General features: G+C 71.0%; 12 protein-coding genes. 5 read left to right on the plus strand and 7 right to left on the minus strand.

Annotation, left to right across the window (positions count from 1 at the left end):
- The first annotated feature begins 11 nt into the window (after positions 1-11).
- Together I0C86_RS21880 and mshC are read left to right on the plus strand one after the other, a co-directional pair.
- Positions 12-830 carry an SCO1664 family protein gene (locus I0C86_RS21880; RefSeq protein ID WP_196203129.1) on the plus strand — a complete coding sequence of 273 codons (819 nt, stop codon included), beginning with the start codon at positions 12-14 and terminating at the stop codon, positions 828-830.
- A 97-nt stretch (positions 831-927) separates the two neighbouring features.
- The gene (gene mshC / locus I0C86_RS21885; RefSeq protein ID WP_196203130.1) at positions 928-2,166 is read left to right on the plus strand and encodes a cysteine--1-D-myo-inosityl 2-amino-2-deoxy-alpha-D-glucopyranoside ligase; all 1,239 of its coding nucleotides are present in this window, start codon (positions 928-930) and stop codon (positions 2,164-2,166) included.
- Positions 2,167-2,211: 45 nt separating this feature from the next.
- On the opposite strand, the gene I0C86_RS21890 is transcribed toward mshC, so the two are convergent.
- Complete coding sequence (locus I0C86_RS21890) at positions 2,212-2,991, minus strand: GntR family transcriptional regulator (RefSeq protein WP_196203131.1); 780 nt, start codon at positions 2,989-2,991, stop codon at positions 2,212-2,214.
- A 367-nt stretch (positions 2,992-3,358) separates the two neighbouring features.
- Positions 3,359-4,228 (minus strand): PAC2 family protein, encoded by an 870-nt coding sequence (locus tag I0C86_RS21895; RefSeq protein WP_196203132.1) that lies wholly within the window; start codon positions 4,226-4,228, stop codon positions 3,359-3,361.
- Positions 4,229-4,720: 492 nt separating this feature from the next.
- On the opposite strand from I0C86_RS21895, the gene I0C86_RS21900 reads away from it, so the two are divergent.
- Complete coding sequence (locus I0C86_RS21900) at positions 4,721-6,763, plus strand: helix-turn-helix transcriptional regulator (RefSeq protein WP_196203133.1); 2,043 nt, start codon at positions 4,721-4,723, stop codon at positions 6,761-6,763.
- A gap of 19 nt (positions 6,764-6,782) precedes the next feature.
- Here the strand turns inward: I0C86_RS21900 and I0C86_RS21905 are convergent, their stop codons facing one another.
- Positions 6,783-7,931 (minus strand): oxalate decarboxylase family bicupin, encoded by a 1,149-nt coding sequence (locus tag I0C86_RS21905; RefSeq protein WP_196203134.1) that lies wholly within the window; start codon positions 7,929-7,931, stop codon positions 6,783-6,785.
- Positions 7,932-7,968: 37 nt separating this feature from the next.
- On the minus strand, positions 7,969-8,208 hold the full coding sequence (locus I0C86_RS21910; RefSeq protein WP_196203135.1) for a hypothetical protein: 240 nt from the start codon (positions 8,206-8,208) through the stop codon (positions 7,969-7,971).
- Positions 8,209-8,439: 231 nt separating this feature from the next.
- On the opposite strand from I0C86_RS21910, the gene I0C86_RS21915 reads away from it, so the two are divergent.
- Entirely contained in the window at positions 8,440-9,225 is a 786-nt protein-coding gene (locus tag I0C86_RS21915; protein ID WP_323373778.1) for a neutral zinc metallopeptidase, read from the plus strand.
- Between the two features lie 127 nt (positions 9,226-9,352).
- Entirely contained in the window at positions 9,353-10,006 is a 654-nt protein-coding gene (locus I0C86_RS21920; RefSeq protein ID WP_196203136.1) for an HAD family hydrolase, read from the plus strand.
- A gap of 84 nt (positions 10,007-10,090) precedes the next feature.
- On the opposite strand, the gene I0C86_RS21925 is transcribed toward I0C86_RS21920, so the two are convergent.
- The 3 genes from I0C86_RS21925 to I0C86_RS21935 all read right to left on the minus strand — a co-directional run bounded on the left by I0C86_RS21925 (position 10,091) and on the right by I0C86_RS21935 (position 14,703).
- Entirely contained in the window at positions 10,091-12,640 is a 2,550-nt protein-coding gene (locus tag I0C86_RS21925; protein WP_196203137.1) for an ABC transporter permease, read from the minus strand.
- Entirely contained in the window at positions 12,640-13,407 is a 768-nt protein-coding gene (locus I0C86_RS21930) for an ABC transporter ATP-binding protein (protein WP_196203138.1), read from the minus strand. The genes I0C86_RS21925 and I0C86_RS21930 overlap by 1 nt, the downstream gene beginning before the upstream one ends.
- 609 nt (positions 13,408-14,016) lie before the next feature.
- Positions 14,017-14,703, minus strand: coding sequence for a response regulator (locus tag I0C86_RS21935; RefSeq protein ID WP_196203139.1), 687 nt, complete (start codon positions 14,701-14,703; stop codon positions 14,017-14,019).
- Between the last annotated feature and the right edge of the window lie 63 nt (positions 14,704-14,766).

Genomic DNA, 14,766 nt, shown 5'->3' on the forward strand with positions numbered 1-14,766 from the left:
GGACCGTCCCGGTGACCTCGGCCGACCTGCGACCCGTGCTGGACGAAAGCGACGCCCTCCGCCTCCTGCTCGGTGGCGAGTTCGAGCTGGAGGGGCGACTGGTCGACGCCTCCAACACCACGCTGCGGGGGTTCCTGACCCTGGACGGGGTGACGGTCCGCTGCGTCTACAAACCGGTACGGGGGGAACGGCCGCTCTGGGACTTCCCGGACGGCACTCTGGCCGGTCGGGAGGTCGGCGCGTACCTCGTGTCCCGGGCCACCGGCTGGGACCTCATTCCGCCGACCGTGCTCCGGGACGGTCCGCTGGGCCCCGGCGCGTGCCAGCTCTGGATCGACGAGCCGGAGGAGACCGAGCCACTGGTCGGATTCGTGCCGGCCGGAAGCCTGCCGGACCGCTGGCTCCGGATCGCGGCGGCCCAGGACGACGACGGCACGCCGTACGCCCTCGCGCACTCCGACGACCCCCGGCTGGCCCGGCTGGCCGTGCTCGACGCTGTGATCAACAATGCCGATCGCAAGGGTGGACACGTGCTCGTCGGGCCGGACGACCGGATCTACGGTGTCGACCACGGCGTCTGCTTCCACGTCGAGGACAAGCTTCGGACCGTGCTCTGGGGCTGGTCGCGGCGGATCCTGCCACCGGACGCGCTGGAGATGCTGGAAGGGCTGGCCGAAGCGCTCACCGGCCCGCTCGGCGCGGACCTGGCCGACCACCTGACCCGGTCCGAGGTCGGTGCCGTGCGGAGTCGGGTCGCGCGGTTGCTGGCGACGACCAGCTTTCCGGAGCCGTCCGAGGAATGGCCGCCGATTCCCTGGCCGCCGATCTGAGGCTCGACGCTTTCCGGCCGGGGGTGTGGTGTCGGTCTGATCACCTCGTCCGCCGGCCCCGGTGATCAACGCCGTTCGGCTGGCTAGGCTGGTGACCATGGAAACGTGGGTGGGTCACGAGATTCCGCGACTGCCGGGCCGGGGACGGCAGCTCGCCCTGTTCGACACCGCGCGCGGCTCGGTGCAGCCGACCCGCCCATCCGGCGCGGCGACCCTGTACGTCTGCGGCATCACCCCGTACGACGCGACCCACCTGGGCCACGCGGCAACGATGATCACGTTCGACGTGCTGCAACGGGTGTGGCGGGACGGTGGTCATCCGGTGACATACGTGCAGAACGTCACCGACATCGACGATCCGCTGCTGGAGCGGGCCGAGCGGGACGGCGAGGACTGGGTGGTCCTGGCCATGCGGGAGACGGCGCTGTTCCGGGAGGACATGGAGGCGCTGCGGATGATCCCGCCGGCGCACTACGTCGGCGCGGTCGAGTCGATCCCGGCGATCGCCGAGAAGGTCCGGGTGCTGCTGGACGACGGTGCCGCGTACCGCCTCGACGACGGCACCGGGGACGTCTACTTCGACATCACCGCCGTGCCCCGGTTCGGCTACGAGTCCAACCTGTCCCGTGAGCAGATGCTGGAGTTCTCCGCCGAGCGCGGCGGCGACCCGGACCGGGCCGGCAAGCGGGATCCGCTCGATCCGCTGCTCTGGCGCGGCAGCCGGGACGGCGAGCCGGCCTGGGAGGGTGGACCGCTGGGCCCGGGCCGCCCCGGCTGGCACATCGAGTGCGCCGTCATCGCGTTGGCCCTGCTCGGCGACAGCATCGACGTCCAGGGCGGCGGCAACGACCTGCTGTTCCCGCACCACGAGTGCTCTGCGGCCCACGCCGAGCGGCTGACCGGGGTGGCGCCGTTCGCCGGGCACTACGTACATGCCGGGATGATCGGGCTCGACGGCGAGAAGATGTCGAAGTCAAAGGGCAACCTGGTCTTCGTCTCCCGGCTGCGGGCCGACCACGTGGATCCGATGGCGGTACGGCTCGGGCTGCTCGCCGGCCACTACCGGACCGACCGGGCGTGGACCGACGACGTGCTCAAGGTCGGCCACCAGCGGCTGGCCCGGTGGCGGGAGGCCGTCGCGGCCCCACTCGGCGCCCCGGGCCCCGCCCTCCTCGCCGAAATTCGCGAACGCCTCGCCGATGACCTCGACACCCCCGGCGCACTCGCCGCCATGGACCGCTGGGCGGACGCGACCCTCGCCCACACCGGCACCGACCCGGCGGCACCGGATCTGGCCGCCGCCACCGTCGACGCCCTCCTCGGCGTCCGCCTGTAAGGAAGGGCCCCTTCTTATCGTTTTTTGCATAGGAAGGGCCCCTTCTTAACCTCCTCCTAGTTCGAGATCCGGCGTGGGGGCGGGGACCTTGTACTGCTCGGTGAGGGTGGTCATCGGACCCGGCCAGGTCGCCTGGGCAACCTCGATCGGCTTGTGGCTTGCGTCGTAGGCGACGTGCAGCAGGTGCAGCACGGGGGTGTCCGGCCGGATCTGGAGGATCTCCGCCTCCTCCCGGCTGGGCTGTCGGGCGCTGATCTGGTCCGTCGCCGACATGTAGCGTCGGCCGATCGCCTCCTCCGCCTCCTGGTAGAGCGGTCGTCCGTACGCCTCCATCCGTTCCAGGCTGGTGCCGGCGGCGTCGGCGGTCCGGAACCAGGAGGCGCCGACCTCGACCGGCACCTCCTCGGTGCGGACCAGATGTCGCCGGACGATCAGCTCGGTTCCGTCCGGTACGCCGAACGCGTCGGCCACCTCGGGCGGTGCCGGTGCCCGGCCGACCTGCACCAACTGCTGCCGGTACCGGGCGGCGAGGTCGGCGTGGTAACCACGGTGGCCGCCGTACCGGCCTCGGGAGAGGCGGTTCAGCCGGCGCCGGGTACCGCGGACGAAGGTGCCCGAGCCGGGTTTGGTGATCAGGACGCCCTCGACCCGGAGCTGGTCGATCGCCCGCTGGACGGTCTGCTTGGCGACGCCGAACATCTCGGCGATGGCCGGGATCGACGGCAGTCGGTCCCCGGCCGCCCAGTCACCGTTCCGGATCCGGGCCCGCAACTGCGCGGCGATCTGCCGGTGGGGAAACTCGGCCGCCCCAGGGTTGATCTGCATGCTGCCCCCGTCAGTCCCGCTCGACAATGACACTAGGTTCCTAGGATGCCGTACGGGATGTGTGCCGGGCAACCCCGGACACGCACCACCCGATCCACAGCCGCCGACGAGCAGCCGGACACGACGAGCCATCGACGGAGCGGGTGCGACGAGCCACCGACAGACCGGAGGCGACGACCCACCGATAGCGGTGGGGGATCGGCTCTCGACTGGAGTACGGCCGAGGGACGGCCTCCATTCGGAGACCGTCCCTCGGGCTGCTACGGGTGTGCTGTCACCAGGCGTACGGCCGCCAGGTCACCAGGCGTACGGCCGCCAGGTCACCAGGCGTACAGGGTGTGCAGTCACCAGGCGTACGGGCGCGGGGTCACCAGGAGCCGGCGGTCGGACCGGCCGAGCCGCCCCTGCGGCGTAGGTACTTCTCGAACTCCTGGGCGATCTCGTCCCCGGTCAGTGGCTGGATGCCGGCGTCGCCGACCCGTTCCTCCAACTCGCGGACGTACTCACCGAGCTCGGCGTCCTGCTCGGCGGCGGTGCGTACCCGCTGCTCCCACTCGGCGGCCTCCTCGGCCAGGTCCGACATCGGAACCGGCAGATCGAGCACCTCCTCGACCCGGTGCAGCAGCGCCAGGGTCGCCTTCGGGCAGGGCGGGTTGTTCGCGTAGTGCGGCACGTGCACCCAGAACGACACGGCGTCGACCTCGGCCCGGGTCGCCGCGTCGTGCAGTACCCCGACGATGCCGGTCGGGCCGTCGTAACGGGTCGGGGTGAGCTGGTAGCGCTCGGCGGCGTCCTTGTCCGAGGCGCTGCCACTGATCGGCAGCGGCCGGGTGTACGGCACGTCGGCGAGCAGGGCGCCGAGCAGTACGATCCGGTTGACCTCCAGGCTGTGGCAGAGTTCCAGCACCTGCTCGCAGAACGTCCGCCAGCGCATGCTGGGCTCGATGCCCCGGATCAGGACCACGTCCCGGTCCGTGCCTTCCGGGCTGGCCACCATGAACCGGGTGGTCGGCCACTCGACCCGACGGGTCTCGCCGTCTGCCATGGTGATCGTCGGCCGGCTCACCTGGAAGTCGTAGAAGTCCTCGGGGTCCAACTCGGTGATCTGGCGAGCCTGCCAGACCTGCTCGAGATGCTCCACCGCCGCGGTCGAGGCGTCCGCCGCGTCGTTCCAGCCCTCGAAGGCCGCGATTGCGACCGGCGAGCGCAGCACGGGCAAGCCGTCGAACTCGGTCACGCCCTACCCCCAGGGTGCGTGCCGTCGCCGATCCGGGCGGCGCACAGCCGCGCGGTGGTCCCCCCGATGTGCCTGGTGCTGGCGTCCCTGTTGTCCCTCACGTCCGTCAGCCTACGTCCCGGATTCGGATGCGGCCCGCCGGCCGCGCCGTCCGGCTCCCGCGCGGGGCCGGGGCGGGGCCTGGTCTGCCGGCCGTCCCAGGGGTGTTGAGCAGGGATATCTGGTACGGAGAGGACGATAGCGACGCGGGTCACACCAGACGGAGTGGTACGCCTACGGTCGGTGTTCCGCTCCTGGTGGGCACTGGCCTGGAACCGTGCCGACTCCGTTACTGGACGCGCTCGTCGATCGGGTTCGGATGGCGGCGCCGAGGACCCCGTGCAGGGGTATTCGGGTGGAATTCCGGCGCGGCGGGGACGGCCGTGGATAGCCTCGCCGGGGAGGGCCGAATCCGTCTCACGTCCCGGTCGAGGTCGCCGCCGAGGGGGTGTCATGCCCACGTCGTTCACACTGGATCGCTCCGACGGGCCGGCGGCGGACGGGTCACCGGTCAGTTCCGTCACCGAGCGGTGGATCCTCCGGACGGTGGCCATCTGCGAGGGCGCCTGCGAGATCTGGTTTCTCGAGAGGATGACCGACCGCGCCGGTCCGGAGCTGCACGACGACGTCGAGATGTTGATCGTCCGGAACGTGCTCGCGGATTCGATCGACGGGCTGCGGTTCAGCTCGGCCGAGCTGCGGGACGACGTCCTCCGGGCCACGCCGCCGTCGCTGCGTTCCGCGTTGCACGCGCGGGCGGCCGCCGTACTAGCCGCGGAGTTGTTCCCGGGGCCAGCCGCGAACCAGCTGTTGCGGGCGATGGCGGTGACGGGACGTGTCGACGTCCCGCTGGTGTCCCGACTCGTCGCCGACCCGGCGACGGAACCGTCGGTCGCGGCGGATCTGCTGTTGGCGGCTCGAGCTGGTCGCGGCGCCGCCCTCGGGCCGCAACTGCGGCGGGACTGGGTCCTCGCCACGGTCGACCATCTGATACTCGCCGGACGGCTCCAGCCGGCGCTGACGATTCTGACCGAGGAGATCGCCGCCGACCGGGACGGGGCCGGGCACCGGGCCCAGTTGCTGGGCCGGCTCGGCGCCTGGTACGCCATCGGACGGCCGTCGGTCGCCATCGACTACCTGCACCAGGCGCTGGCCCAGAGCGACCTGGAACCCGCGCACCGGAGTCTGCTGCTCACCACCCTGGCCCACGTCGCGGCCCGGGTGGGACATCCCGATGTCGACGAGTTCCTGGCAGCGGCGGTACGGAGCCAGGCGGCGGCCGGCGCGCCCGACGGTGAGGTCCGGTTGGCGCTGGCCGAGGCCGGGGTGGCACTCGCCGGCGGCGACGTTCCGGCGGCCCGGCAGGTGCTCGACCGGGTCGACCCGAGCGCACCGGCGGCGCGGGCGCACGCGGCGTTCCTCCGGGTCGACCGGATCGTGAACCAGCTCGTGCTCGGCGAGTACGAGGAGGCCGGGACCGCGATCCGGATCGCCGACGCGGAGATCGGCAGTCTCGGCGCGGCGGCCCGACCGATGCTGACCGCGTGCGACTGCCGACTTCGGGTGGCGATCGGTGAACTGCCGGAGGCGTCGGCCCGGGCCGGCCTGGCGTTGCGTCGCTGTCCGACGGGTCAGGTGTCGGACGAGGTGCGTGCCGAACTGCTGGCGGTGCTGGTGGAGGTGTCGTTCCGGCAGGGCGATCCCGGCGCGGCCCGGAAACTGCTGGCCGGCGTCGATCCACCGGCCGACTGGCCCGAGAACCTGCACTGGGTACGGCTGGCCTGTGCCGCCGCGCTGGACCCGGAGCCGGACCGGCACGCCGGACTTCTCCGGGTCGCCGTTGACACGCTCGCCCGGTCGGTACGCCCACTGCTGCTCGTTCCGCAGCAGGCACCGGCATTGACCCGGGCCGCACTGCTGCTCGGTGACCGGCACCGGGCCCATCTGGTGAGCGGCTACGTGACCCGGGTGGCGGAGCGGGTCGACCGCCCGCTCTGGTGGGGGATAGCGCAGCACGTCGCCGGCCTGGTGGACCGGGAGCCCGGCCTGGTCCGGGACGCGGTTGCCGAGTTGCGGGCCACGTCCGCCCGGCCCGCCCTGGCCGATGCGCTGCTCGATCTGGCCCGGATGCCCGCAACCCCGGCAGCGGTGGCCCGGAAGGCGGCGGAGGAGGGGGCCGCGTTGTTCGGTCGGCTCGGCGCGACGGGTGACCAGGAACGGGCGGACCGGTGCGGCCGCGCCGGCCCGGCGCTGGACCGCCGGCACCGGCACGAGCGGACCGCCGCCGGGTTCGACGCGCTGACCGCCGCCGAGGTGCGGGTGGCGGAGCTGTTGGCGGGTGGCGCGACGAAGCAGCAGGCGGCGGCTGCCCTGTTCGTCTCGTTCCACACCGTCGACAGCCAGCTCCGGGCGGTCTACGCCAAGCTCGGCATCCGGAACCGGCTGGAACTCGCGCGCCGGTGGCGGACCCGGACCCCTGACCAGGATCCGGGCTGACCCGCCGGTTCCGGCCGGCTCAGGAGGCGATCACCGGCTTCGTCCTCGGCAGCGACTCGATCAGCGACCGGGGCAGGTTGAGCGCGTCGGCGGCGACCTGCGGCGGGGTGTTGGCCATCCACTGGGCCAGCGAGATGTCCTCGAACCTGGGGTTGCGGAACATCTCCAGGAAGACCAGCGGCCGGTCCCCGGTGTTCTCGATGTAGTGACCGTAGGCGTAGGGCACGTACCCGACGTCACCGGACCGGTAGTCGAAGGTCCGGTTGTTGCCGGAACTGGCGAACACCCCCATCCGGCCGGTGCCCGAGATGTAGTACTGCCACTCGTCGTCGGTGGGATGCCAGTGCAACTCCCGCATCGCACCCGGCTCGATCTCCACCAGGGCCGCGCAGATGGCGGTCGACGCGGCGAAGTTGCTGACGTCCGCGATCCGTACCGAACCGCCGTCGAACCGCTGTGGCGCCTGGGCGTGCAGCCGGTGTTTGAAGGTACGTGGCACGTCCCCGCTCGGACTGACCACCCGATCGGACTCCAGCGCCGGCGGTACCTGCCCCGGGAAGATGTACTTCTCCCGTTCCGGGAGGTCGGCGAGCTGCTCCGTACGCCATCCGAAGTTCTTGGCCAGCACGCTCCGCGGGGTGTGCGCGAAGAAGTCGCTGATCATGAAGGTGGAATTCTCCGACGAGGCGCCGTCGTCGAAGACGAGCAGGAACTCCACCCCGTCGTCCAGCGCCTGGATGTGGTGCGGCACCCCCTTGGGGAAGAACCACAGGTCGCCCTGGGACACGTCCTCGAGGAAGTTGCGTCCCTCCTGGTCGACCGCGCCGATCCGGCAGCTTCCGGCCAGCACGTACGCCCACTCGGACTGCTGGTGCCAGTGCAGTTCGCGATAGGCACCGGGTTCGAGCGCCATGTCGACCCCGGACATCGTGGTGGCGATCGGCAGTTCCCGTTGGGTCACCTCCCGGGTCCAGCCGCCGTCCTCGATCCTGGTGTGTGCGTTGGCGAACGAGAACCTGAGGTTGGGCACCGTGCCCCGGTCGGTCGTGGGCGGCACGAGCAGGTCAGGGTTCTGCCGGTCCAGCCCGACGTTCCGGGGACCGACGTCGACGCCACCGGCGGCGCCGCGCTTCGGCTGAGGGAGACCACCCTCGTACGGTTCGCTCATCTCGACTCTTCCTCTCGATGGTGGCGGTCCTGCGCTCTCATCCGGAACACGTCCCGTCCCGCCGGACCCGCTGACCCCTGCCGGGCCGGCGGTCGCCGAGCAGGAGCGTCCGGACCAGTGCCGGCCCGCCGTGCAGGCCGACGGCGATCGGGATCATCAGGCAGGTCAGGGTCAGTACCACCAGCGTCCAGAGGGGAGCCCCCACCCAGCCGGTACCGATGGTCAGCAGGGCGAGGACGCCGAGATTGCGTCGGCTCCGGCTCACCGGGACGGTCATCGGTCCCTCCTTACTGGACGGCCTCTTCCCGGTGGAAGCGGGGGGGAAGCGGGAGCGTTGCCGCTTCGGTGGTCACCCCTGCCGTCTAGCCCGGAACCGGGGCGGCAACCTCACGTGAACGCGGGATATGCGCGGAGAAGGGCCCGCGCCGGCGCCGATCGGCGCCGTTCGCACCGCCGGCGCGACCGACTGTGTCGACCGGTCGCCGTCGTGTTTGGTTCGGTCGCCGTCGTGGAACTGTTCCGGTACTCCGACTTCGAGGTGGTGGCCGCGATGAGCCCGTTGCCCCGTGGTGGCCGATTCTGGCCGCTGTTCGCGCTCGTCGTCACGCTGGTCGTCGCAGGTGCCTGCTTCGCCGGTCCGGGCGGGGAGGAGGATCCGACGCAACCGGACGATTCGGGTACGCCCGTCGCGACCGGCACGGCGCAGGCCGGTGCGGACGGCACGATGACCGTCGAGGAGTTCGAGCAGGACATCCAGAGCGCGGTCCGGGCAGCCGAGCTGTACTGGTCCGGTGAGTTCCGGGAGGCGGGCCAGCGGTTCCAGCGGGTCGGCCGGATCACCGCCTACGAGCGGGACGGCGAGATCGAGTGCGGGAGCCAGCCGCTGCCCCGGAACAACGCGGTCTACTGCTCCGAGGGTGACTTCATCGCGTACGACATCAACTGGGCCGTGGCCGCGTTCCGGCAGATCGGCGACGCGTTCCTGTACTACCTGCTCGGCCACGAGTACGCGCACGGTGTGCAGATCCGGCTCGGCATCCGGTACGAGTTCACCATCGAGCAGGAGTTGCAGGCCGACTGCATGGCCGGGGCGTACATCGGGGACTCGGAGCGCGCCCAGGCGCTGTCGGTGCAGGACGGCGACCTCGACGAGTTGGCGGCGGGGCTGAGGGCGGTGGCCGACGATCCGGGTCAGCCGTGGTTCGCCGAGGGGGCGCACGGCACGGCGAAACAGCGTACGGACGCCTTCTTCGCCGGCTACCGGGGTTCGATCGAGGCGTGCGAGCTTGGTTGACGGGGCTGAGGGATCCGCCACACTTCGGGGCCGGAATCGGGAGATCAACGGGGAGCCTTGGCAGGATCGAGACCACAGACCCAGTTCGATCCGGGAGGAAATCCTGAACAGCCAGCATCCCGCAGCCGTGCTCTTCGACATGGACGGCACTTTGGTGGACAGCGAGCGGCTGTGGGACATCGGGCTGCAGGAGCTCGCCGCGCAGTACGGCGGCACGCTGTCGACGGCCGCTCGGCTCGCCATGGTCGGCACCAGCGCCACGGTGTCGATGGAGATCCTGCACACCGATCTGGGGCAGCCGTGGCGTGACCCGGCGGTCGGCGCCGCGTGGTTGGACAAGCGGGTCGCCGAGCTGTTCCTCACCGATCTGCGGTGGCGGCCCGGCGCGCTGGCCCTGGTCTCGGCGATACGCGCCGCGACGGTGCCGACCGCGCTGGTCACCTCGACCCGCCGGAGCGTGGTCGAGGTGGCGTTGGAGACCCTCGGGCGGGACAGCTTCGACGTGGTGGTCTGCGGCGACGAGGTGACTGCGACCAAGCCAGATCCGGCGCCGTACCTGACCGCGGCCCGGTTGCTGGGGGTGCCGATCAACCGCTGCGTCGCGATCGAGGACTCGCCGACCGGGGTGGCGAGTGCGCTCGCCGCGGGTGCCGCCGTACTCGCGGTGCCCAGCGAGCTGCCGATCGACCCGGCCGACGGCGTACGGATGCTGGAGACGCTGACCGGGGTCGACCTGGAGCTGCTCGCGGGCCTGCTGAAACCGATCGAGCTGCCGCACTGATCGGGCGGACGCACGACAGGGGCGGTGTCCTTCCGGACACCGCCCCTGTCTGCCCACCGACTACCCCCGTCGACGGCGGGCGGATTACTCGTGCGCGATCGCGCCGAGCACGTTGAGCCGGGCGGCGCGGATCGCCGGCAGCACCGCCGCGACCACCCCGACCACGGCCGCCAGGCCGAGGAACACCCCCATCTCCGTCCACGGCAGGACGAGCTGGGTGATCCCGTCCTCGCGCAGCGCCCGGACGACCGCCGCGCCGAGTCCGGTACCGACCACCACACCGAGGAGCGCGCCGAAGACCGAGATCACCACGGCCTCGACGGTGATCATCCGCATGGTCTGGGCCCGGCGTAGCCCGATGGCCCGGAGCAGGCCCAGCTCCCGGGTCCGTTCCAGCACCGACAGGGCCAGCGTGTTCACGATGCCGAGTACCGCGATCAGGATCGCCAGCGCCAACAGCACCTGGATCATCGTCAGCAGTTGGTCGAACTGGCTCGTCTGCTGGTCGATGAAGTCGGCCCGATCGGCGACGGAGACCTCGGGGCTGTCCGCGAGCAGCGTTTCGACCTTCGGCATCACCTGGTCGACCGACGCGCCCGGCGCCAGTTGCAGGTATGCCTGAATCGGCTGCGGCACCGCGAAGTTCGTCGCCGCCGAGGCCGGAACCAGGAACCCGTTGAACAGATCCGACTTGGCGTAGATCCCGGTCAGCGTGTACGTCTGCGCGTCGCCCCGGGACAGTTGCACCGGCATGGTGTCGCCGACGGCCAGACCCCGCTCCTTCGCGGTGTCCGAGTCGACCAGCAACTGGTTCGGGCCGAGCGAGTCGATGCTGCCGGCGGTCGGGGTGGCCCGGTAGATCTGCCGCAGCGCCGCCACGTCACTGGTCGCGGTGATCCACGCCTGCTTGTCGCCGATCTGCGCCCGGTCGCCGTACAACCCGGCCACCATCGCGACACCGGGCAGTTCGGCGGCCTTCTGCAGCACCGCCGGGTCGAAGCTCGGCGGCCGGGGTCCGGTCTGCGCACCGGAGATGACCAACTCGGCCTGGATCGTGTCCTCGGCCAGTGCGGTGATGCTGCTCTTGGCCGAGTCGAGGATCACCGTCACGCCGGTGACCAGGGCGATCCCGACCATCAGCGCGGCGGCGGTGATCGCGGTACGGCGCGGGTTGCGGCCCGAGTTCAACCGGCCCAGTTTGCCCGGCACCGACCAGGCGAAGAGCCTGCCGAGCAGCGAGACCACCGGCCGGCTGATCAGCGGGGTCAGCAGCGCGACCCCGACGAAGCAGAGCAGCACTCCACCCAGAATGGTCCACAGCGTGTTGTCGCCGCTGCTGCCGCTCAGGCCGAGCGCCAGCAGGGTGCCGCCGAGCGCCGAGACCACGGCGCCGGCCGCGGAGATCTTGGTCAGTGGCCGGTCCGGGGTCGCGATGTCCTGCATCGCGGCCACCGGAGGGATCCGGGAGGCGCGCAGCGCCGGCAGCACCGCCGCGACGACCGTGACGAGCAGGCCGACCACGAACGAACTGATCACCGCGCTCGCCGGTACGCCGATCCCGGCCAGTTGCAGCCCGCCGACCGACTGCCCGAACACGTACGCCAGGAGCGCGCCGATCCCGATGCCGGCGGCGAGCCCGAGCACGGAGGCGACCAGGCCGATCACCACGGCCTCGACCAGTACCGATCCGATCACCTGACGCCGGCCGGCACCGATGGCCCGGAGCAGCGCGAGTTCCCTGGTGCGCTGGGCGACGATGATCGAGAAGGTGTTCAGGATCAGGAAGATGCCGACGAAGAGGGCCACGCCGGCGAAGCCGAGCAGGATGTTGTTGAAGAAGGCGAGACCTTCCTTCATTCCGGCCGAGGCGTCGTCGGAGAGCTGCTCGCCGGTCTTGACCACGTAGCCGTCGCCGAGTGCCGTCGCGATGTCGTCGCGCAACGCCGCCGGGTCGACGCCGTCGGCCGCCTTGACGGTCAGTTCGGAGAAGACCCCCGGTTGGCCGAGCATCAGTTCCTGGGCGGCGCGTTCGGTGAACGCCACCTCCTGGGCTCCGCCGAGGCTGTCCCGGTCGCCGCTGTAGCCGAAGATGCCGACGACGGTGAACTCGCGCTTCGGTTGCAGGGTCAGCACCCCGACCCGGTCGCCGACGGACAGCTTGGCCGCCTCGGCCACGCCCGCGTTGATCGCCACCTGGTCGTCGGCGGTCGGGCCACTGCCTTCGCGCAGGGTGACCAGGCCGCTCTCGCCGATCCAGTTCGACCCCATCTGCGGCGGTCCGAAGGAGGTCAGCACCTTGCCGTTGCTGCCGATCACCCGGGCGCCGTCGGCCATGGCCAGGCCGGTCGCGCTGGCCACCCCGGGCACGGCCTTGACCTTGTCCAGGGTCGCGGCCGGGAAGGTGGCGGCGACGGGCATGCCTTCCATCTCGTTGACGTCGATCTTCGGCTTGGCGCTGACACCGACGTCGGTGCCGACGTACGCGTCGCTGAAGATGGTGTCGAAGGAGCGTCCGAGGGTGTCGGTGAGGACGAAGGCACCGGAGACGAACATGACGCCGAGTACCACGGCCAGCCCGGAGAGGATCAGCCGGAGCTTGCGGGCGAGCAGGCTCTTCAGGGTCGCGCGCAGCATCAGTGACCCGCCTCGGAGAGCCCGTCCAGCTTCTTCATCGTGTCCAGCACGGTGTCCGGGGTCGGCTCGACGAGTTCCGAGACGATCTCACCGTCGGCGAGGAAGATGACGCGGCCGGCGTAGGAGGCGGCGACCGGGTCGTGCGTGACCATGACGATGGTCTGCTGGTACTCGGCGACGGAACGACGGAGGAAGCCGAGTACCTCGGCGCCGGCCCGGGAGTCGAGGTTTCCGGTGGGTTCGTCGGCGAAGATGACGTCCGGCCGGGAGGCGAGGGCCCGGGCGCAGGCGACGCGCTGCTGCTGGCCCCCGGAGAGCTGTGCCGGACGGTGGTTGAGCCGGTCGCGGAGTCCGACCGTGTCGATGACCGTGTCGAGCCATTCGGGGTCGGCTTTCCGGCCGGCGATGGACAACGGCAGCAGGATGTTCTCCTGCGCGGTCAACGTGGGCAGCAGGTTGAACTGTTGGAAGATGAAACCGACCTTGTCGCGGCGGAGTTTGGTGAGGCCGGCGTCGCCCAGTCCGGTAACGGCGGTGTCACCGATATGGATTGTTCCGCGGGTGACCGAGTCCAGCCCGGCGAGGCAGTGCATGAGGGTGGATTTTCCGGATCCGGACGGCCCCATGATCGCGGTGAACCGAGCCCTCTCGAATTCCGCGTTGACCCCCCGCAGGGCGACCACCTGGGCCTCGCCGCTGCCGTACACCTTCCATACGTCGCTGGCCCGCGCCGCCGTCTGCGAATCTTGGGCTACCGTCGCCGTCACTTCATCTCCCCCTAGAACAATCTTGGTCCGGCCGGACCAAGAGGCCCGGCCGGCAGCATCCATCGTCGATGACAAAGGCAACCTGGTCGTCCGTCCCCGGGCGGAGCCCGAGGCGGATTTTCGGTGCGGGTCGGCCCTGATACCGAATCAGGGTTGCCCCTGACTGGTACGGCTTCGCCCCGTCGAACCAAGCCGTGCTGCCAGCCCTCGCTACAATGGCTGTGTCAATAATCCGACCCGGCGTCCGGTTCGGTTCGTCGCCGACCGGTCGATCCCGGGACCATTCCTATCCGGTTTTCTTATCCGACGGCGATTGTTTCCTCAAATGCGATTGTCCGTGCCGGGAACTGGTGCATCCCGGCCGGTGGCTCGGCGGCGCCGCCGTCCCCCGTTTCGTACCTGCCCAAACGATAGGCGCCGTCGGCCGCCGCTCCGTCGTACGCCGGGACGGTTCCCGGGTCCGCCCGTCGTACCGGGGCTCTCCTCCGGTGGGACGAGCCCGGTGCCGCCGGGTCGTACACCCCGTCCTGCCGCAGGCGTACGCCGTGGAGTCGTCACCCACCCCGATCCGCTCAGGGGAGGGCGGGGGCCGAGGAGGGCGTTCGCCGGTCAGGCGCCCGGGCGGACCAGGCCAATCTCGTAGGCCAGAACGACGGCCTGCACCCGGTCCCGCAGTCCGAGCTTGGTCAGCACGTGCCCGACGTGGGTCTTGATCGTCGTCTCGCTCACCGTCAGTACCCGGGCGATCTCGGCGTTGGAGAGGCCACGGGCGACCTGGACCAGGACCTCGCGTTCCCGCTCGGTGAGCACGCCGATCGCCTTCGGCGGGGTGGCGGACGGATCGGGCAGCGACTCCGCGAACCGGTCCAGCAGCCGCTTGAGGATGCGTGGGGCGACCACGGCCTCGCCGTTCGCGACGGTCCGGATGGCGGTCACCAGGTCCTCGGCCGGCACGTCCTTGGCGAGGAAGCCACTGGCACCGGCCCGGAGCGCACCGACCACGTACTCGTCGAGGTCGAAGGTGGTCAGGATGAGCACCCGGACCGGCAGCCGCGCGTCGATGATCGCCCGGGTGGCGGCCACTCCGTCCATCCGGGGCATCCGGATGTCCATCAGCACCACGTCGGGCAGCAGGCGGCGGGACAGGTCCACCGCCTCCGCGCCGTCGCCGGCCTCGCCGACGATGTCGAGGTCGTCCTCCGCGCCCAGCACCATCCGGAACCCGGTACGCAGCAGCGGCTGGTCGTCGGCGAGAAGAATGCGGATCGGCCGGGCGGGCTCCTGGCGGTCGGTCATGCGGTCGTACCGCCCGGTCGGTACGACGGGACCGCTGCCGCCCTGGCCGCCCCGGCACGCTCG

It is taken from the genome of Plantactinospora alkalitolerans, from assembly GCF_015690345.1.
Classification (GTDB): domain Bacteria; phylum Actinomycetota; class Actinomycetes; order Mycobacteriales; family Micromonosporaceae; genus Plantactinospora; species Plantactinospora alkalitolerans.